15 protein-coding genes and 2 pseudogenes are annotated in these 19320 nt (G+C 64.3%); 4 read left to right on the plus strand and 13 right to left on the minus strand.

Annotated features, from left to right (window positions below; translation table 11 throughout):
• Nucleotides 1-4 precede the first annotated feature (4 nt).
• On the plus strand, nt 5-3532 hold the full coding sequence (mfd, locus tag CU110_RS11510; RefSeq protein ID WP_084209150.1) for a transcription-repair coupling factor: 3528 nt from the start codon (nt 5-7) through the stop codon (nt 3530-3532).
• Between the two features lie 116 nt (nt 3533-3648).
• Here the strand turns inward: mfd and CU110_RS11515 are convergent, their stop codons facing one another.
• The 6 genes and pseudogenes from CU110_RS11515 to CU110_RS11535 form a co-directional block, all read right to left on the minus strand.
• Nucleotides 3649-4386 (minus strand): S-methyl-5'-thioinosine phosphorylase, encoded by a 738-nt coding sequence (locus tag CU110_RS11515; protein ID WP_077371990.1) that lies wholly within the window; start codon nt 4384-4386, stop codon nt 3649-3651.
• A gap of 195 nt (nt 4387-4581) precedes the next feature.
• A complete protein-coding gene (locus CU110_RS16270) occupies nt 4582-5163 on the minus strand; it encodes a hypoxanthine-guanine phosphoribosyltransferase (RefSeq protein ID WP_077371987.1) in 582 nt (193 codons plus the stop codon).
• Nucleotides 5164-5355: 192 nt separating this feature from the next.
• Nucleotides 5356-6501: pseudogene (locus CU110_RS18030) on the minus strand (mechanosensitive ion channel family protein); the annotation flags it as partial.
• Nucleotides 6446-7522, minus strand: coding sequence for a beta-N-acetylhexosaminidase (gene nagZ, locus CU110_RS11525; RefSeq protein WP_127736077.1), 1077 nt, complete (start codon nt 7520-7522; stop codon nt 6446-6448). The pseudogene CU110_RS18030 and the gene nagZ, both read right to left, overlap by 56 nt.
• 25 nt (nt 7523-7547) lie before the next feature.
• Nucleotides 7548-8174 carry a L,D-transpeptidase gene (locus tag CU110_RS11530; RefSeq protein WP_127736080.1) on the minus strand — a complete coding sequence of 209 codons (627 nt, stop codon included), beginning with the start codon at nt 8172-8174 and terminating at the stop codon, nt 7548-7550.
• The gene (locus tag CU110_RS11535) at nt 8174-8851 is read right to left on the minus strand and encodes a TetR/AcrR family transcriptional regulator (protein ID WP_077371978.1); all 678 of its coding nucleotides are present in this window, start codon (nt 8849-8851) and stop codon (nt 8174-8176) included. Before CU110_RS11535 ends, CU110_RS11530 begins: the two co-directional genes overlap by 1 nt.
• A 124-nt stretch (nt 8852-8975) precedes the next feature.
• On the opposite strand from CU110_RS11535, the gene lexA reads away from it, so the two are divergent.
• Nucleotides 8976-9605, plus strand: a complete 630-nt coding sequence (gene lexA / locus CU110_RS11540; RefSeq protein ID WP_077371975.1) for a transcriptional repressor LexA — start codon at nt 8976-8978, stop codon at nt 9603-9605.
• A gap of 15 nt (nt 9606-9620) precedes the next feature.
• Here lexA and CU110_RS11545 read toward each other — a convergent pair whose 3' ends face one another.
• The 3 genes from CU110_RS11545 to topA form a co-directional block, all read right to left on the minus strand.
• Complete coding sequence (locus CU110_RS11545; RefSeq protein WP_103751365.1) at nt 9621-9860, minus strand: hypothetical protein; 240 nt, start codon at nt 9858-9860, stop codon at nt 9621-9623.
• A gap of 163 nt (nt 9861-10023) precedes the next feature.
• A complete protein-coding gene (locus CU110_RS11550; RefSeq protein WP_077371969.1) occupies nt 10024-10503 on the minus strand; it encodes a DUF6586 family protein in 480 nt (159 codons plus the stop codon).
• Nucleotides 10503-13145 (minus strand): type I DNA topoisomerase, encoded by a 2643-nt coding sequence (topA, locus tag CU110_RS11555; protein WP_084209153.1) that lies wholly within the window; start codon nt 13143-13145, stop codon nt 10503-10505. The genes CU110_RS11550 and topA overlap by 1 nt, the downstream gene beginning before the upstream one ends.
• A 255-nt stretch (nt 13146-13400) precedes the next feature.
• On the opposite strand from topA, the gene pyk reads away from it, so the two are divergent.
• Nucleotides 13401-14870, plus strand: coding sequence for a pyruvate kinase (gene pyk, locus CU110_RS11560; protein ID WP_077371963.1), 1470 nt, complete (start codon nt 13401-13403; stop codon nt 14868-14870).
• Between the two features lie 9 nt (nt 14871-14879).
• Nucleotides 14880-15353: a methylglyoxal synthase gene (locus CU110_RS11565; RefSeq protein ID WP_077371960.1), complete on the plus strand. Its 474-nt coding sequence runs from the start codon at nt 14880-14882 to the stop codon at nt 15351-15353.
• Between the two features lie 37 nt (nt 15354-15390).
• Here the strand turns inward: CU110_RS11565 and CU110_RS11570 are convergent, their stop codons facing one another.
• The 4 genes and pseudogenes from CU110_RS11570 to oadA form a co-directional block, all read right to left on the minus strand.
• Nucleotides 15391-16116 carry an isochorismatase family protein gene (locus tag CU110_RS11570; protein ID WP_346427194.1) on the minus strand — a complete coding sequence of 242 codons (726 nt, stop codon included), beginning with the start codon at nt 16114-16116 and terminating at the stop codon, nt 15391-15393.
• Nucleotides 16065-16817 (minus strand): SDR family oxidoreductase, encoded by a 753-nt coding sequence (locus tag CU110_RS11575; RefSeq protein ID WP_084209156.1) that lies wholly within the window; start codon nt 16815-16817, stop codon nt 16065-16067. Before CU110_RS11575 ends, CU110_RS11570 begins: the two co-directional genes overlap by 52 nt.
• Before the next feature lie 98 nt (nt 16818-16915).
• On the minus strand, nt 16916-17467 hold the full coding sequence (gene gloA, locus CU110_RS11580; protein ID WP_077371949.1) for a lactoylglutathione lyase: 552 nt from the start codon (nt 17465-17467) through the stop codon (nt 16916-16918).
• Between the two features lie 118 nt (nt 17468-17585).
• A pseudogene (oadA, locus tag CU110_RS11585) lies at nt 17586-19302 on the minus strand (sodium-extruding oxaloacetate decarboxylase subunit alpha).
• Nucleotides 19303-19320: the final 18 nt, after the last annotated feature.

The raw sequence follows: 19320 nt of genomic DNA on the forward strand, positions 1-19320 counted from the left end.
GCCCATGTTCGAGACTCCGCTGACGCCCCCGTTGCCACGCTCTCCCCGTGAGACCACCTACTGGACGCTGCAGGATGGCAGCGCTGCCGCCCTGGCGCTGGCGCGCCTGGCGGACGCCGATGAAGCGCCACTGATGGTGATCACGCCGGACACCGCCAGCGCCCAGCGTCTGGAGGCGGACCTGCACTTCTATACCCGCCACCCGGAGCGCCTGCTGCCATTCCCTGACTGGGAGACACTGCCCTACGACAGTTTCTCGCCCCACCAGGACATCGTCTCGGAGCGCCTGCGCACGCTGCGCACGCTGCAGGCCAGCCGCCGCGCCATCGTGCCGGTGCCGGTCAACACCCTGATGCAGCGCCTGGCGCCGGCGGATTACATCGCCGGCCAGGTCTTCAGTCTCGCCAGGGGAGACACTCTCGACCGCGAGAATTTCCGCTCACGCCTCTCACGTGCCGGATACCGTGCGGTGGAGACCGTCTACGAGCCCGGAGAGTATGCGTTGCGCGGCGCGCTGATCGACCTGTTCCCGATGGGCAGTGAGCAACCGCTGCGAATCGATCTGTTCGATGACGAGATCGACACCCTGCGCGCCTTCGACCCCGACACCCAGCGCAGCGGCGACAAGGTCGAGGCGATCGAGATCCTGCCCGCCCACGAATATCCTCTGACGCGCAGCGCCATCGCCTGTTTCCGCGAGGGCTTCGAGACACTGTTCGATGTCGACCCCCGCCAGTGCATCCTCTACAACGATGCCATCAAGGGCATTCCCTCACCGGGGCTCGAGCAGTATCTGCCGCTGTTCTTCGAGGAGACCGCGACGCTGTTCGATCACATGGGCGACAACCTGCGGATCGCCATGCTGCCGGGAGCTCGCGAAGCGGCCGAACATCATTGGGACGCCATCACCACGCGCTACGCCAATCTCGGCGTGGACCCCACGCGCCCGCTGCTGCCGCCGCATCGCGCCTTCGTGCCGGTCAACGAACTGTTCGCGTTGATCAAGCAGCACGAGCGCATCGAACTGCTGCGCGAGCCCAATGCGCACACCATAGAATTCGGCCAGCAGGCGCTGCCCAGCCTCGCCATCGATGCACGCAGCGCCGACCCCACCCAGGCGCTAGCGAGCTTCCTCAAGCAGCGACTCAACGGCCAGAGCGCACAGCGCATCCTGTTCGTCGCCGAGACCCAGGGTCGCCGGGAAGTCGTCGAGGAGCAGCTCGCTGCGCTGCTGCGCAGCTTCGGGCTACGCAGCCTGGAGGACTTCGCGAGCTTCCAGCACTTCGTCGACAGTCCCGCCGCGGTCGGCCTGACCGTCGGCGGCCTGACGCGTGGTGCCTGGGTAGCGGGTGAGCAGACCTCCCAGGCGCCCTCCCCCGAGCGCGAAGACGCCGCCAAGGGGCTGGTCATCGTCACCGAGACCGAGCTCTATGGCGAGGTAGTCCGCCAGAGCCGTCGTCAGGCGCGTGCCACCGATGACAACGAACTGGCCGTGCGTCATCTCTCGGAGCTGCGCGAAGGCGCACCGGTGGTACACCACACCCACGGGGTCGGTCGCTACCTGGGACTCGAGACCATCGACGCCGGCGGTCAGGAAGCCGAGTTCCTCGCCCTTGAATACGCCGACGGCGCCAAGCTCTATGTGCCGGTGGACAGCCTGCATCTGATCTCACGCTATTCCGGCGCCAGCGATGAGCTGGCACCGCTGCACAAGCTGGGGTCCGAGCAGTGGGAGAAGGCCAAGCGCAAGGCGGCCGAGAAGATTCGCGACACCGCCGCCGAGCTGCTGGATGTCTATGCACGGCGCGAAGCGCGTGTCGGCCATGCCTGCGACTTCCCCGCCGAGGACTACGCCCGTTTCGCGGCCAGCTTCCCCTTCGAGGAGACACCGGACCAGGCGCAGACCATCGGCGCGGTGATCCAGGACATGTGCTCTCCTCAGCCGATGGATCGCGTGGTGTGCGGCGATGTCGGCTTCGGCAAGACCGAGGTCGCGATGCGCGCCGCCTTCCTGGCCGTCAACTCCGGACGCCAGGTGGTGGTGCTGGTACCCACCACCCTGCTGGCCCAGCAGCATTACGACAACTTCCGCGATCGCTTCGCCGACACCGCGGTGGAGATCGCCCTGCTGTCGCGCTTCACCAGCGGCAAGGGCCAGGAAACGTCACTGGAGCGCATCCGCAAGGGGCAGGCGGATATCGTGATCGGCACCCACAAGCTGCTCTCCAAGTCGCTGGAATTGCCCAACATGGGACTGCTGGTCATCGATGAGGAGCACCGCTTCGGGGTCTCCCAGAAGGAGCGACTCAAGAGCCTGCGTGCCGAAGTGGACATCCTGACCCTGACCGCCACGCCGATTCCGCGCACGCTCAACATGGCGATGAGCGGCATTCGCGACCTGTCCATCATCGCCACGCCACCGGCGCGCCGCCTGTCGGTGAAGACCTTCGTCCAGCAGCGTAACGACGGCGTGATCAAGGAAGCCATCCTGCGTGAGCTGCTGCGCGGCGGACAGGCCTACGTGCTGCACAACGAGGTCAAGACCATCGAGGAAAGCGCGGCACGCATCGCGGAACTGGTGCCGGAGGCCATCGTCGGTGTCGCCCACGGGCAGCTGCCGGAGCGTAGCCTGGAGCGGCGCATGTCGGACTTCTACCACAAGCGCTTCAACGTGCTGGTCTGCTCGACCATCATCGAGACCGGCATCGACGTCCCGAGCGCCAACACCATCATCATCGAACGCGCCGACAAGTTCGGCCTCGCGCAGCTGCACCAGCTGCGTGGGCGCGTCGGGCGCTCGCATCACCAGGCCTACGCCTACCTGCTGACCCCGCACCCCAAGGCCATGACCCGCGATGCGGTCAAGCGTCTGGAGGCAATCAGCGAATCGCATGACCTGGGGGCAGGCTTCACCCTGGCCTCCCATGACATGGAGATCCGTGGCGCAGGCGAGCTGTTGGGTGATGAGCAGTCCGGCCAGATGGAAACCATCGGCTACTCGCTGTACATGGAGATGCTGGATCGCGCCGTGAAGGCCATCAAGGCCGGCAAGACGCCCAACATCGAATCGCCGCTGGATGAGGGCGTGGAAGTCGGACTCAATCTGCCGGCGCTGATTCCGGGTGACTACCTCCACGATGTCCAGCAGCGCCTGATGATGTACAAGCGCATCAGCAACGCCGAGAACGCCAGCGATCTCCGGGAATTGCAGGTCGAGATGATCGACCGCTTCGGCCTGTTGCCGGAGCCGGTCAAGACGCTGTTCCGCCAGACCCGGCTGCGCCAGCGCGCCCAGGCACTGGGCATCGTCAAGCTGGAAGCCGGTGCCGCACGCGGTCGCATCATCTTCGGCGCCCAGACGCCTGTCGATCCCTTGACGCTGGTGACACTCATCCAGCGCCAGCCCGATGTCTACAAGCTGGAAGGTGCCGACACACTGCGCTTCACCACCGAGATGGAAGACGCCGAGGCGCGCTTCAGCTTCTGCGAATCCCTGCTTGAGCTGCTCAACGCCAAGACCCAGGCGGCCTGACGCCCCCACTCACCTCTGTGCACGTGAAAATGCGCGGAACATGAAAACGGCCTGCATCGCTGATGCAGGCCGTTTTTCTGGCAGTCAGACCGCCTCACCTCCCAGGGACAAGCGCCTCACGCATGGCGTGCCAGCAGCGCCGCCAGCAAGCGCTGCACCTGCGGCATGCCTGCCTCGATCACCGATTCCGTTCCGGCCCTCGTCGGCTCCTCCTCCCCGACCCCGGCCGCGTGACTGATCACCAGGCACAGGCTGGCGTACTCCATCTCGAGTTCCCGGGCCAGCACGGCCTCGGGCATCCCCGTCATGCCCACCAACGTATTGCCATCGCGCGCCATCAGACGAATCTCGGCCGCGGTTTCCAGTCTCGGCCCCTGCACCACGCCCAGCACTCCGCCTGCCTGGATCACCAGTCCCGCGTCAGACGCCGCCGAATGCAGCTCCTCGCGCCAGACACGGTGATACGGCCAGGCGAATGCCACATGCTGGAACGGCTTGAAACGGCCATCGAAGAACGAGCCCTCGCGCCCCGTCGTGTAATCGATCAACTGATCCGGGACCACCAGCGTGCCCGGCGCAAGCGTCGGGTCGATACCTGACACGCAGTTGACGCCAACGACGTGAGTCGCCCCGGCCTGCTTGAGCGCCCACAGGTTGGCGCGATAATTGATTCGGTGCGGCGGCATCTTGTGGGGTTGACCATGCCGCGCCAGAAACAGGATCGACCTGCCGCCGAGCCGCCCCTGCACCACCCCGCAGGACGCCGCCCCCAAGGGAGTTTCCTGACCACCCCGCTTGAGCACCTCCAGACCCGGCCAATGGCCGAACCCGGTCCCCCCGATGACTGCCAGCATCCCCTGTCTCCTCGCCACCCATGTGCAGGAATCTCTCAAGAGCCGAACGCTTCGGCCCTGAGCGAACGCTACTCCGAGCCAACCGACAACGACAAGCACAATCGTCACGCTCTGCGCCAAGAGACGAGAAAAGGCCCCGAAAACGACACCACCCGCCGCGGTGGCCCGGGCGGGTGGTGATCACATGCAGGCGTGTTACAGCCCCTTGGGCGCGTAGATGCCCGGCGCGTTGCGCCAGTAGCCCTTGTAATCCATGCCGAAACCGAACAGGAAGCGGTCCTCGACATCCAGACCACAGAAGTCGGCCTTGAAGCCCGGATAGGCCTTGCGATCGTGCTTCTTGTCCACCAGCACACAGCTGGACACGCTGCGCGCACCCGCTTCACGGCAGTACTCGATGATGGCCGCCAAGGTGCCACCCTCATCGAGGATGTCATCGACGATGACCACGTCACGACCGGCCATCGGCAGTTCCGGATTGACGCGCCAGAACAGCTCGCCACCGCGCATGGCACCGCGGTAACGCGTCGCGTGCAGATAATCGACTTCCAGCGGGAACTTGAGTCGGGTCAACAGCTGACCTGCGGTAATCAGGCCGCCATTCATCACGCAGTAGAAGATCGGCATGCGATCACCAAGGCTGCGGGTCAACTCCCCGGCCATGCGATCGAGTGCGACCTCCAGCTCTGCCTGGGGAATCAGGCAGTCGGCGTTGTCCATCACGTCTCGCATTTCGGCATGCAGGGCGCTCAGGGAGTCAGGCGTCGGAGTCAGCATCGGGAGTTTCCTGGGTATCACTGGCCTCATCTCCACGTCGGGCGGACGTGGCAGAGGATGTAGCAGCGGAGGATGAAGCAGAACGGCGGCGCGATCAGCATTCGTGTCGCCTTGAGGAGCAGCGCCCTCGAGGGACAGCACGTCAGCGAAGTGCAGGCGCTGCCCCGGCAGGGCCACGCGTGCATCGTGCTCACGGATGATGTCATGGATGCGCAGCAGCACATCCTGCTTGATGGCGTGATACTTCACCCAGTCGGTGGTGCGCGTGAAGACGTACACGAAGAAGTCCAGAGAGTGTTCACCGTAGCTGTTGAAGTTCACGATCTGGGTCCGCGTCTGGTCGATCTCGTCATGCCCTTCCACCATCTCGCGGACCGCGGTGATGATGTCACCGACCCGGGTGGCATCTTCGTAACGCAAGCCGATGGTCTCGAAGATGCGCCGGTTGTACATCCGTGACGGATTCTCCACCGCGATGCTGGTGAAGATGGCGTTGGGGATGTAGAGCGGACGCATGTCGAAGGTGCGGATGCGCGTCAGCCGCCAGCCGATGTCCTCGACGGTGCCCTCGATCTCGCGGTCCGGCGAGCGAATCCAGTCACCGACCTTGAATGGGCGGTCGAGATGGATCATCAGGGCACCGAAGAAGTTGGCCAGCAGATCACGCGCGGCGAAGCCCACCGCGATACCGCCGACCCCACCGAAGGCCATCACGCCGGACAGTGACACACCGAGATTCTGCAGGATGGCCAGACCCACCAGCACGATCACGACGGCACGCAGCAGTTTGCTGATCGCCGAGGCCGTGGTGGCATCCATCGCATTGACGTTGGTGCCGGGCGGTGGCGTGGTACGCAGCGACTCGAAGCGCTTGATCATGCGAATCAACGCCCAGGCCAGCGCCAGCAGGGTGATGATCTGGCGCACCGTGCCCAGATAGGCCTCCAGGCTGCCGGGCGCGAACTGATGGGCAAGAATATCCAGCGCGACCAGCGACCCCATGCTGTAGAGCCACAGAGACAGCGGATGGCGCAGCCCGTGCAGCAGCGCGTCATCCCACAGGTTGCGACTCTTCTCGGCATGCACGGCCAGGCGACTGAGCAGAATGCGCTCGCTCAGATGCAGCACGACCACGGCCACCAGCACCAGGGCGAGGTTGATCCCCCAGAGTGGCAGACCGAAGGTCTGCTCCACCCAGTTGCGCAGCGGCTCGACCCAGTGATTGATCATCTCTTCGGCAGGCGCCGCCAGCTTGTCGGCAGCCGCCTCGGTGGCGGATTTCTCAGCCATGTGGAGTCCTTGGCGGCTGACTGGCCGCCAGCGCCTCGAGACGTGCATGGGTACGCCGCCAGCGAGACAGCCCCGCAAGGCCCTCGAGCGTGGGGCGGGCGCGCCCGTAGCGCAGACGCGCCTGACGCTTGCCGGCATTGCGCTGCTCATCCCCATCGAGGCTGTCGAGCACGGCACGTGCGGCGGCGGGATCATTGCACACCAGCGCCATGTCGCAGCCGGCATCCAGTGCCAGACGAGCGCGCACTTCCGGCTCGCCCTCGGCCACGGCAGCCGCCATGCCCAGGTCATCGGAGAAGATGGCGCCCTTGAAACCGAACTCCTCACGCAGCAGCCCCAGCCAGCTTGGCGAGAAGCCGGCGGGGCGCGCATCGAAATCGGGGTAGATGACATGAGCCGGCATCACGCCACCCAGGCGATCCGCCAGCGCCGCGAAGGGCTTGAGATCATGCTCGCGCAGCTCGCGGAAGGGGCGGGGGTCGATCACGCGCTCGCGGTGGGTATCCGCCGCGATGCCACCATGACCGGGATAATGCTTGCCGACCGCTGCCATGCCAGCTTCGCGCAGGCCCTCGATGAAGGCGGTACCGACGGCAATCACGTCCTCGGGAGTCGTCCCGAAACTGCGGTCGCCGATGATGGTGGAACCCGCGACATCGATATCCAATACCGGCGCGAAGGTGATGTCGCAGCCAATGGCGGCCATCTCCATGCCCAGCAACCAGCCGGCGTCACGGGCAAACCCGAGCCCTGACGACTGGGCATCATCACCGCAGCCGTCACAGTCACGTCCCAGGCAGCAATGTGCCAGGGCGCGCATCGGCGGCAGGCGGGTCACGCCTTCGCGCAGCCGTTGCACCCGTCCGCCTTCCTGATCGATGGCGATCAACAGATGTGGATTGACGCGGCGGATCTCACCGCACAGCGCCAGCACCTGCTCGGGAGAAACACAGTTGCGCGCAAACAGGATGACGCCGCCGACGGCGGGGCGTGCCAGTAGTTCACGTTCGTCAGACGTGAGGGTATGCCCCTCGACGTCGAGCATTACGGAGCCCAATGGCTGTGTCATGACATCCTTCCTGTCCATGGCCTGCTTACGGGGCTCGGCAGCCTGGAAGACAAGCCTCAGGACAGGCGGCCGGCGCGAGGAAAGGCGCAATTCTAGCCGACTGAGCGCGACTCGAACAGTCGCGAGCACCAGCCGCCAGGCAACGCAGCGTCAAAAGGCACAGCAGATCCTCATCGCGCAGACGAATGCACCCATGGGAGGCCGGGGTGCCCATCGGCTCGCTGGTCGGCGTGCCATGGAAGTAGATGTAGCGCCGCAGGCTGTCGACGCGCTGTCCCGCCGCGTTGCGGCCACGGTTGATGCCGGGCTCACGACCGCTGAGCCACAGGATACGCGTCAGGATCCAGTCGCGTTCGGGGTGCTCGGCGGCCAGTCGAGGCGTGAACACCTCTCCCGTGAAGCGCCGCCCACGATAGACGGCACCACGCGGATTGCCCTCCCCGATCGCGGCGCGAACCACATGCCAGCCGGTCGGCGTGCAACCGCTGCCATCGAGCTCGCCGATACCGTTGAGGCCGCTGGAGATCGCACAGGCATGCACCAGCGTGTCAGGGTCAGCCGCGGGGGGCGGCGCATCACGACTGCCACTCGGCGCGTCATTGCGTATCTCAAGACGCTGGCGGGTGAGATCCACCGCCACCCAGCAAGCCATCAGCTGGCCGCCTGGGTGACCGCTTCACCATCTCCGAGCGAGGCCGGCAGCGGAGCCGCCATCGCCGCCACCACCACCGGACGCATGTGCTGGATCAGCTCGCGCACACTGGTGTGATGGCCGTATTCGGCCTCTTCGATATCGCGCAGTGCGTCCAGTCCCGAGAAGGTGAAGATCACGCTGCCGAGCATGAAGTGCAGACGCCAGAAGCGCTCGTTGTCTGGCAGGTCCGGCGTCGCAAGCTTCAGGAGCTCGGCGAAGCGGCTGAAGACCGTGCCGTAATGCTCGCGGATGTAGCGACGCATGTGGCCCTGCCCCTGGGTATAGGCAAGCCCGAGCAGGCGCATGAAGGTACGCAGGCTGTTGCGCTCGGCCGGCACCTCCAGCACCGTGCGCGCCATCACTTCCAGCAGCGTTTCCAGCGGCACCTGACGACCGGCATGCTGCTGCTCGACACTGTCGAGTGCCGCATGGAAACGCTCGCTGAAGGGGTCGAGATAGCGGGCGAACACTGCCTGGATCAATGACTTCTTTGAGCCGAAGTGATAATTGACCGCCGCCAGGTTGACCTTGGCCTTGCTGGTGATATTGCGCAGCGAGGTTTCGGCGAAGCCTCGCTCGGCGAACAGGACCTCGGCGGTATCGAGGATACGGGTAACGGTATCGGTCTGGGCCATGGGCGGATGCCTTGTCAGGTCCACGATGCCTTGCATGACCGCCATGACTGGATACAATGACAGTTGTATGGATGCACACCCCGTGCCGTCAGCTCAGATGCCGCCCAGGCCAAAGGCAATGCCCATGACTCAGCCGCTTACTCCGCGCCAGCAGGATGTCTTCGATTTCATCATCAAGACCATCAAGTCCTCAGGCTATCCGCCAACGCGTGCCGAAATCGCCCAGGCACTGGGCTTTCGCTCACCGAATGCCGCGGAAGAGCATCTGCGTGCCCTGAAGCGCAAGGGAGCCATCGAGATGGTGCCGGGCACCTCGCGGGGCATCCGCGTGCCGTCTCTGGCCGAGGCGGAAGAGGATAGCGAGCAGGGCCTGCCGGTCATCGGGGAAGTGGCCGCTGGCAGCCCTATCCTGGCCAGCCAGCATATCGATCGCCATTGCCCACTGCCCAGTGACTACTTCTCGCCTGCCGCCGACTATCTGCTGCGCGTGCGCGGGGTCTCGATGAAGGATGTCGGCATTCTGGAAGGTGACCTGCTGGCCGTGCACCGCACGAGCAGCGTGCGTGACGGACAGATCGTGGTAGCGCGTCTGGGGGATGAAGTGACGGTGAAGCGCTTCCGTCGCGATGGCCATTACGTATGGCTGGAAGCCGAGAACGAGGACTTCGCTCCCATCAAGGTGGATCTGCGCACGGACAGCCTGGAAATCGAGGGCCTCGGCGTGGGCGTGATCCGCGATGGCGGCCTGCACTGATCTCATGGCTCGCAGTCAGTGCACCATGCCTTCCGACTGCTCGTCCTCATCATCCTCGCCATCCCACAGGCGGGTGCGGGTGATGGCGTGGTCGATCATCTCACGCGCGACCTCGAAGCGATTGTCACGCAGCAGATCGGCAGCTTCATCGGAGATGCGGATACTGAGAAGTGGCTCACCTTCACTCTCGGCGGCACGCAGGATCACTTCCCCATCTTCCATTTGCACGATTTCAAGTACGGCGGGATCGGACACGTCATTCCTCCTGCACGGCATCCTGGTCACTGGCGACAATGCAGAAAAAAGTACGACCACAGCCAGAGCCATGGTCGTACCGGAGAATGCAGGGCTTGCCACAATGCCGCCAGTCTAGCACCCGTCATGCCAGGGCGTCACCTGAATGACAGGTGCGTGACATCTACCACTCCACATTCGACTCGCGAAGGTGTGACAGCAACGCCTTCATGGCGCTGACTGCCGTGGCGAGACGCTCTGCCAGAGGCGCATTGGCCGCCGCGGCGATGATGAGACCATCGCCACGCGCCTGGCCTTCCTCACGCCGGGCAGCACCGCCCTCTTCATGCAGACGCGTGATATCGGCCACTAGCTGGCTCAACCAACTGTCCGGCTGCGCCTGCAGGCTTCGCAACTGCTCGATTTCCGCCACGGGAGTCGGCGGTGTGGCCAGCCGCTCGCGCCAGCTGCCCTCAGGCCAGCGTGCCGACGCGGCGCACTCCTCGATCAACGAGGCCAATGCCAGCTCCATCAACGCCAGCGCCCCTTCCTCACCGGCCATGCGCCGTGCGACGGCATGCTCATCACGCGTCGCGACGGCCGCCTGCTCCAGCAGCAACTCGGCCTGATACAGCAGTTGATTGGTGCGGCCACGCTGGCTCATCAGCTCTTGGCTCCCATGCGCTTGTCCTCGACGACCCAACGGCCGTTGTCGAAGGTCGCCTTCCACCCCGTCGCCTTGCCATCTTCGTCCGTCATCACGAACTGCTCCTTGGCCTTGCGCGAGAAACGAATCTGCGTCGGGCGGCCATCGGGGTCTTTCTCCGGCGCCTTGAGGATGAAGTGATACTTCTCCGGCAGCTCGTCGGCATGCGCCTTGAGCTCGCTGACCAGCGGCGGACGCGTCTCGCGATTCTTGGGGAACTGACTGGCGGCAAGGAACAGGCCACTGGCGCCATCACGCAGCACGTAGTGATCCTCGACCTTCACGCAGGCAAGTTCCGGCATGGGGATCGGGTCCATCTTCGGCGGCGCGACCTCCCCGGACTTGAGCAGCTTGCGGGTGTTCTTGCAATCCTCGTTGGTGCAGCCGAAGTACTTGCCGAAACGCCCGGTCTTGAGCTGCATGTCGGCACCGCACTTGTCGCACTCGATCACCGGCCCATCGTAGCCCTTGATGCGGAACTGACCCTGCTCGACTTCATGTCCCACGCAATCCGGGCTGTTGCCGCAGACGTGCAGCTTGCGCTGCTCGTCGATCAGATAGCTGTCCATGGCCGTGGCGCAGATCGGACAACGGCGCTTGGCACGCAGTGCATCGGTCTCGGCATTCTCATCCGCGTCAGCGGCGACCGCCTCATCCCCCGGCAACAGGTCGATGGTGGTCTTGCAGCGCTCCTTGGGCGGAAGGTTGTAACCGGAGCACCCCAGGAAGACGCCGGTGGAGGCGGTACGGATCTGCATCTCGCGACCACAGGTCGGGCAGGCGATATCGGTCGGCACCGGCTGATTCGGGCGCATGCCCTCTTCTGACTGGGCGTGATCCAGCTCGGCCTTGAACTCGGCGTAGAAGGCATCCAGCAGTTCACGCCAGTTGCGCTGACCGTTGGCCACCTCATCGAGGTAGTCTTCCATGCGCGCGGTGAAGCCGAAGTCCATCAGGTCCTTGAAGGATTCACTGAGACGATCAGTGACGATGTCACCCAGCTTCTCGGCGTAGAAACGCCGATTTTCCAGCGCCACGTAACCACGATCCTGAATGGTCGAGATGATCGCCGCATAGGTCGAAGGACGGCCGATGCCGCGCTTCTCCAGCTCCTTGACCAGACTGGCTTCGGTGTAACGCGCCGTCGGCTTGGTGAAGTGCTGCTGCGGGTCCAGCTCGACCAGCTCCAGCACCTCGCCGATGGCCAGGTCCGGCAGTGACTGGTCCTCTTCCTTCTTGCCCGCCGGCTTCATCACGCGGGTATAACCGTCAAACTTGAGCACCCGGCCCTTGGCGCGCAGCTCGTAGCCATCGACCTCGATGGTCAGGGTCGAGGACAGATACTCCGCCGGCACCATCTGGCAGGCGACGAACTGACGCCAGATCAGCTCATACAGACGCTCCGCGTCACGCTCCATGCCGGTGAGGTCCGTCGCGCGACGCGCCACCTCGGAGGGACGGATCGCTTCGTGAGCTTCCTGAGCGCCTTCCTTGCTGGAGTAGACGTTGGCGGCCTGCGGCAGATAGTTGTCGCCGAATTCCTCAGCGATGAAGTCCCGCGCGGTGGCCACCGCGTCCGCCGACAGATTGGTCGAGTCGGTACGCATGTAAGTGATGTAACCGGCCTCGTAGAGGCGCTGCGCCATCATCATGGTCTTCTTGACCGAGAAGCCGAGACGACTGCTGGCCGCCTGCTGCAGGGTCGAGGTGATGAAGGGGGCATTCGGCTTGGAGCGGGTCGGCTTGTCTTCGCGATTGGAAATCGCGAGCCGAGCGGTACGCAGCGCCGCGATGCGATCCAGCGTTTCCTTCTCGCTGGTCGGACGGAAGGCCTTGCCATCCTGACGCGCCAGCTCGAAACGGATCGCCTCGCCGCTGGTCGCGGCAAGCTCTGCGTGCACATCCCAGAATTCTTCCGGAATGAAGGCACGGATCTCACGCTCACGCTCGACGATCAAGCGCACGGCAACCGACTGCACTCGACCGGCCGACAGCCCACGAGCCACCTTGGCCCACAGCAGCGGCGAGACCATGAAACCGACGACACGATCCAGATAGCGACGCGCCTGCTGAGCATGCACGCGGTCCATCTTCAGATCGCCCGGCTCATCGAAGGCCGCCGTGATCGCCTTCTTGGTGATCTCGTTGAATACCACGCGCTTGTAGCGGGTATCGTCGCCACCGATGGTCTCGCGCAGGTGCCAGGCAATCGCCTCACCTTCGCGGTCCAGATCCGTCGCGAGATAGATGGTGTCGGCCTTCTCGGCCAGGCGCGTCAGCTCGGAGACGACCTTTTCCTTGCCGGGCAGGATCTCGTAATGCGCCTCCCAGCCGTTCTCCGGGTCTACCCCCATGCGACGGATGAGCTGCGTCTTGGCCTTCTTTTCCTTGTGAGCCGCCTTGGCTTCCGGCGACATCTTGCGCGTCTCGGCTGCCTGACGGGCACGCTCCTTGGGATCGGTGGCCTGCTTGCCGCTACCGCTGGTCGGCAGATCGCGGATATGCCCGACACTCGACTTCACCACGAAGTCGTTGCCGAGATACTTGTTGATGGTCTTGGCCTTGGCAGGCGACTCGACGATCACCAGTGACTTGCCCATGGTTGCTCGCATCTCCTGGCCGGCGCTGACTGCACCGGCGAATGACTCGTAGCGCTGGGTTTTATCCCAGCCTAAAAATGCGCCTACCCTACCCCAGCATTTCAGCGCTGACCAGCAATGTTGCCAGCACCACGCCATGTGGGTGGACACCAATCAACCACGACACTCGACAGGCTCCCTTTACGTCGTCAATGTAGTAAAATGACAACACAAACCGCCTGACCCCTCACGCAAGTGTTCAAGGAGTATGTTCTCATGCCGCACGCGTTCAACGGCCCGATCCGCCGCACCAAGATTGTCGCCACACTCGGTCCGGCCAGTGACAAGCCGGGCGTCCTCGACGCGATGATCCGTGCCGGAGTGGATGTGGTTCGCCTCAACTTCTCTCACGGCAGCCCCGAAGACCACCGCATGCGTGCCGAGGCCGTCCGTGCCGCCGCCGCCGCCCAGGGCCGCAGCGTCGCCGTGCTGGGTGATCTGCAGGGTCCGAAGATCCGCATCGCCCGCTTCAAGGACACCGCTGTCCAGCTTCAGGAAGGCCAACCGTTCATCCTGGACATCGGCCTGGGCCGCGATGAAGGTACCGTCGAGCGTGTCGGCTGTGACTATCAGCAACTGGCCGATGACGTGGTCGCCGGCGACGTTCTGCTGCTTGATGACGGTCGCGTGGTGCTTGAGGTCAACGAACTCAAGGGCAACGAGATCCACACCACCGTCAAGGTGGGTGGCAAGCTGTCCAACAACAAGGGCATCAACAAGCAAGGCGGTGGCCTGTCCGCCGAGGCGCTGACCGAGAAGGACAAGGCAGACCTCAAGACCGCCATCGACATCGGCGTGGACTATCTGGCCGTCTCCTTCCCGCGCAGTGGCGCCGACATGCAGCTGGCACGTGAGCTGCTGGGCGAGGAAGGTCGTGACATCGGCCTGATCGCCAAGGTCGAGCGCGCCGAAGCCGTCGCCGACGACGCCGTGCTCGACGGCATCATCCTCGCCAGTGAAGGCGTGATGGTGGCGCGTGGCGATCTGGGCGTGGAGATAGGCGACGCACAGCTGATCGGCGTGCAGAAGCGCATGATCCGCCGTGCCCGCAGCCTCAACCGCGTGGTCATCACCGCGACCCAGATGATGGAGTCGATGATCAGCGCCCCGCTGCCGACCCGCGCCGAAGTCTTCGACGTCGCCAATGCCGTGCTCGACGGCACCGACGCCGTGATGCTGTCGGCCGAGACCGCGGCAGGCGATTTCCCGGTCGAGACCATCGAGACCATGGATCGTGTCTGCCTGGGTGCCGAGCGTGAACGTGCCGCCCAGGAATCCCAGCACCGCATCCACGAAGGCTTCAGCAAGACAGATGAGACCATCGCACTGTCTGCCATGTACGCGGCCAACCACCTGACGGGTGTCGTGGCCATCGTCTGCATGACCGAATCCGGCTATACCCCGCTGATCGCCTCGCGCATCCGCTCGGGTCTGCCGATCGTCGGTCTCGCCCAGGACCAGAAGACCCAGCGCCGCATGGCTCTCTATCGTGGCGTGGTGTCACTGCCCTTCGATTCCAGCGAGCTGCCGGCGCAGGAGATCAACCGTCGCGCCATCGCCGAGCTGGAAGCGCGCGGCATCGCCAACCGTGGTGATCTGGTGATTCTGACCCGGGGCGATCAGATGAATGCCCACGGTGGCACCAACACCATGAAGATCGTCACTGTCGGTGGCACCATCGACTGAGCGACCGGCATGAGCGAGCAACGACCCAAGCGCCAGGCACGACGCACCCTGGCAGAACGCAAGCGGATTGCGCTGGTGGCTCACGATGGCAAGAAGGATGAGATGCTGGCCTGGGCCATGCGCTGGCGCGATGAGCTGTCACGCCACCAGCTGCTGGGCACCGGCACCACGGCCCGACGCATCAGCAAGGAGCTCGGACTTGAGGTCGAAGGCCTGATGAGTGGGCCGCTGGGCGGTGATCAGCAGATCGGTGCGCGCATCGCCGAAGGCAATCTCGACCTGCTCATCTTCCTGTGGGACCCGTTCGCTCCGATGCCGCACGACCCTGACGTCAAGGCGCTGCTGCGCCTGGCGACACTGTGGAACGTGCCGGTGGCCAACAATGTCGCGAGTGCCGACTTCATGTTCCACTCATCACTGATGTCGGAGTCGGTCGAGATCGCGGTCCCCGATGCCAATGACTGGGTCAGCACCCGCGCCTGACACTGGCACATTGCCGATACACGTAAACGCCCGCCCCTCATTTGAGTGGCCTGAGCTGGCTGGCGATGATCGCCCCGCGTGAGGCCATGCAATAGAGCCCGATGTGATGGGCGTCTCGCTGCGGGTGGATGGCGGGCGCAGGCAATCCAAGGGCAGCCACGCTTTCCGCACTCAGATCATAGGTGGCGCAGGCAGGCTCCAGCACCACGATGTCGCTCACCTCGCCCAGCAGACCATGATTGCGTGCAGAGAGAAGCGTCAGCACCAGGTCCATCACGCAGATGTCCGTGCAGATTCCCGCCACTACCAGCGTCTTCAGTCGCTGCCGGCCAACCCACTCCTGCAGCGCATTGACACCGCTTGCCGGGTCGATCGCGCCAATATATCCATTGATGCAATCCTTGCGCACCAGAGTGGCATGCGGATCGCTCTCCAGCCACGCAAGCTCGGCCACCAGCTCATCCTCACCACTACCCTGCTCACAGTGAGCGGGATAGGGCGGCTCCGGGACGCCGGGTGAGTGGGAGTCAATGAAGGCCAGCAGCGGGCGGGCGTGCGCCGAGAAACAGCGCGCCACGTCGTCACTGAGCGCCACCATGCGGGTTACCTGGGCATTGTCGGCCTGCGGGGCCAGAGCGCCTCCTTGCACCTGACAGAAGCCGTTGATCTCATCGACCAGAATCAGTCCGGCACTCGGCAGCGAAGGCGCACTCAGGCGAAACCACCATTGGCGCCGATGACCTGCCCGGTGACCCAGGCGGATTCCTCACCGGCCAACCAGGCCACGACGGCCGCGATATCCGCGGCATCCGCGATACGCCCCAGCGCTGCCATGCCCTTGAGGCGCTCGATGGTCTCCTCGCTCTTGCCATGCCGGAACAGCCCAGTATCCGTCGGGCCCGGCGCCACGGCATTGACGTTAATCCCGCGTGCGCCGACCTCCTTGGCCAGCACGCGAGTGAGCTGGTCCACCGCGGCCTTGGACGCCGCATAGGGACCATAGGTGGCGAACATCTGGCGCGTCACGGAGGTGGAGATATTGATCACGCGGCCCCCATCACGCAGCTTGCGCGAGGCTTCGCGCATCATGTTGAAGCTGCCGGTGAGGTTGACCTGCATCAGACTGGAAAAGTCCTCATCCGTGAACTCGGCCAGCGGCTTGTAGAGGCTCATCCCGGCATTGTTGACCAGAATATCCACTCCGCCATAGTGCTCAGTGGCCACCGTGAACAGCTGACTGGCCATCTTGCTGTCGCCGACATCGCCCTGGACGGCAAGCGCCTGCCCGCCAGCTGCCACTATCTCGGCCACCACCTGATTCGCCCCATCGACATCACTGCGGTAATTGACCACCACCCGGGCGCCGTCCGCCGCCAGACGCTGAGCGATGCCTGCGCCGATGCCGCGCGAGGCTCCGGTCACCACCGCCACCTTGCCGCTCAACTGCTGTGCATTCTCCGACATGGCTGTCTCCCCTTTCGTCATGGGCCATCGATTTCAAGGTCCCTCAATCTCAAGGTCCCTCAATCTCAAGGTCCCTCAATTTACATCGGAGGCCTGCCTCAGGCTTGGCCGTTGGCCTGACGCTCGAAGGTATCGGCACGCAGGATCTCGATCCAGTAGCCGTCGGGATCCTTCACGAAGGCCAGACCCTTCATCTTGCCATCATCGGGGCGCTTGACGAACTCGACACCCAGCGATTCGAAACGCTCGCTGGCGGCGTAGACGTCTGGCACGCTGACCCCGATGTGGCCGAAGCCCTGAGGCTGGGCGTTGCCATCATGATAGGCGAAGTCCGGGTCGTCCTCGGTCCCCCAGTTGTGCGTCAGCTCCAGCATCGCCTCACGCCCGAAGGTGTAAGTGGTGCGCTTGAGATCATCACTCGGCACGTCGCTGGCCTGGTCGTCGTCCAGATAGGCGAGGAAATAGAGGCTGAACTGCATTTCCGGGAAGTCGAGCTTGCGCACCAGGCGCATGCCGAGCACACGGGTATAGAAGTCCAGGCTACGTGTCGGATCCTTGATGCGCAGCATGGTCTGGTTGAAGACATAGCCTCGGGTAGCCGGATCAATCTGCTCACTCAGGCCGGGAACCTGCTCGAAATGTGTTGCCATGATGGTCCTTCCACAGGAAAGGACGGCAGGACATCCACGATGCCCGGCCGTCCCTGGTGATCGAATAGCAGTCAGATGGAGACGGCGAGCGGGTTTTGCAACCTCGCCGGCCGCGGCATCACTCGATTTCGATCAGTACTTCCCCCGGCGTGACGCGATCACCGCGAGCCACGTGGATGGCCTTGACGGTACCGTCGACGCGCGCCGTGATCTCGGTCTCCATCTTCATTGCCTCGCTGATCAGCACCGACTGGCCTGCCGTGACGCTGTCACCCACCGCCACCAGCACCTCGACGATATTGCCCGGCATCGCCGTGGTGACGTGCCCCGGCGCAGACGCACTCGCGCGCCCGCCGCTCTGGCCACCTGCCACGTAATCGTCCTTGGCTTCGAACACCACCTCTTCCGGCATGCCATCCAGAGTCAGATAGACGTGACGCTTGCTGCCCTTGGCACCGCCGACGCCGGTGATCTGCACCGCATAGGACTCGCCGTGAACGTCGATGACGAATTCGGTCGGCACGCCGGAAGACACCGGACGCTCCGCCTCGCCCTGTGGGATGATTTCCGGCGTGAGGGTGCCGGCGCGGCGCTCGCTGAGAAAGTCACGCCCCAGCTCCGGGAACATGGCGAAGGTCAAGACATCCTCAGGGGACTCGGCCAGCTCGCCCAGCTCCTCGGTGAGACGCGCCATTTCCGGGCTCAGCAGGTCTGCCGGACGCGCCGCGCACCGGAGAATCGTGAGGGCCGGCGCCGCCATACCCCTAGCTCACTTCATTGGTGATGCTCTTGTAGCGCTCACCGGTCAGCACGTTGAGCACCGCCTGGGTACCGACGATCTGTGAGGTCGGGGTGACCAGCGGCGGATAGCCCAGATCGGCACGCACACGCGGAATCTCGGCGAACACCTCACGAATGCGCTCCAGCGCATTCTGCTCCTTCAACTGACTGGCCAGGTTGGACATCATGCCGCCGGGAATCTGGCTGATCTGGACCGAGACATCCTCACGGGTGAATTCGCTCTCGAAGGCCGAATACTTGCGGCGCACCTCACTGAAGTAGTCGCCGATCTCACGCAGCGACTCCAGTTCCAGTCCGGTGTCCCAGCGAGTGTCACGCAGCGAGGCGACGAAGGATTCGGTGGCCGGGTGGCTGGTGCCACCGGCGAAGGCCGAGATGCAGGTATCGATGTGGCGGCAGCCCGCCTCGACAGCCTTGATCTGACACTGCGGTGCCAGGCCTGCCGTGGCATGGCTGTGCAGGTGGATCGGCACTTCGACAGCCTCGACCAGCGCACTGACCAGGTCGAAGGTGGCATACGGGGTCAGCAGCCCGGCCATGTCCTTGATCGCGATGGAATCGGCGCCCATCTCGACCAGCTTGCGTGCCTGCTCGACATACATCTCCAGCGTATGCACCGGGCTCACGGTGTAGCAGATGGTGCCCTGGGCGTGCTTGCCGGCCTTCTTGACCGCGCGCATGGCGGTTTCCATGTTGCGCAGGTCATTCAGGGCATCGAACACGCGGAAGATATCGATGCCGCCGGCCGCGGCACGCTCGACGAAGGCCTCCACCACGTCATCGGCATAATGACGATAGCCGAGCAGGTTCTGACCGCGCAGCAGCATCTGCAGCGGCGTGTTGGGCATGGCTTCCTTGAGCGACTTCAGACGCCCCGAGGGGTCTTCCTTCAGAAAGCGCACACAGGCATCGAAGGTCGCACCGCCCCAGACCTCGAGGCTGTAGAAGCCGGCCTGATCGAGACGTGCCGCGATGGGCAGCATATCCTCGGTGCGCATGCGCGTGGCGATCAATGACTGGTGGCCATCACGCAGGACGACTTCGGTGACCTT

Source organism: Cobetia sp. ICG0124 (genome assembly GCF_004006355.1).
GTDB classification, from domain to species: Bacteria; Pseudomonadota; Gammaproteobacteria; order Pseudomonadales; family Halomonadaceae; genus Cobetia; species Cobetia marina.

Excerpts from the sequence above, each read along its gene's own strand:
- pyk (WP_077371963.1), top strand. The coding sequence starts at position 13,401 with ATGCCGCACGCGTTCAACGGCCCGATCCGCCGCACCAAGATTGTCGCC.
- CU110_RS11535 (WP_077371978.1), bottom strand. The coding sequence starts at position 8,851 with ATGGCCCAGACCGATACCGTTACCCGTATCCTCGATACCGCCGAGGTC.
- CU110_RS11550 (WP_077371969.1), bottom strand. The coding sequence starts at position 10,503 with ATGAGCCAGCGTGGCCGCACCAATCAACTGCTGTATCAGGCCGAGTTG.
- nagZ (WP_127736077.1), bottom strand. The coding sequence starts at position 7,522 with ATGACACAGCCATTGGGCTCCGTAATGCTCGACGTCGAGGGGCATACC.
- CU110_RS16270 (WP_077371987.1), bottom strand. The coding sequence starts at position 5,163 with ATGCTGACTCCGACGCCTGACTCCCTGAGCGCCCTGCATGCCGAAATG.
- topA (WP_084209153.1), bottom strand. The coding sequence starts at position 13,145 with ATGGGCAAGTCACTGGTGATCGTCGAGTCGCCTGCCAAGGCCAAGACC.
- CU110_RS11515 (WP_077371990.1), bottom strand. The coding sequence starts at position 4,386 with ATGCTGGCAGTCATCGGGGGGACCGGGTTCGGCCATTGGCCGGGTCTG.
- gloA (WP_077371949.1), bottom strand. The coding sequence starts at position 17,467 with ATGGCAACACATTTCGAGCAGGTTCCCGGCCTGAGTGAGCAGATTGAT.
- mfd (WP_084209150.1), top strand. The coding sequence starts at position 5 with ATGTTCGAGACTCCGCTGACGCCCCCGTTGCCACGCTCTCCCCGTGAG.
- lexA (WP_077371975.1), top strand. The coding sequence starts at position 8,976 with ATGACTCAGCCGCTTACTCCGCGCCAGCAGGATGTCTTCGATTTCATC.
- CU110_RS11530 (WP_127736080.1), bottom strand. The coding sequence starts at position 8,174 with ATGGCTTGCTGGGTGGCGGTGGATCTCACCCGCCAGCGTCTTGAGATA.
- CU110_RS11575 (WP_084209156.1), bottom strand. The coding sequence starts at position 16,817 with ATGTCGGAGAATGCACAGCAGTTGAGCGGCAAGGTGGCGGTGGTGACC.
- CU110_RS11565 (WP_077371960.1), top strand. The coding sequence starts at position 14,880 with ATGAGCGAGCAACGACCCAAGCGCCAGGCACGACGCACCCTGGCAGAA.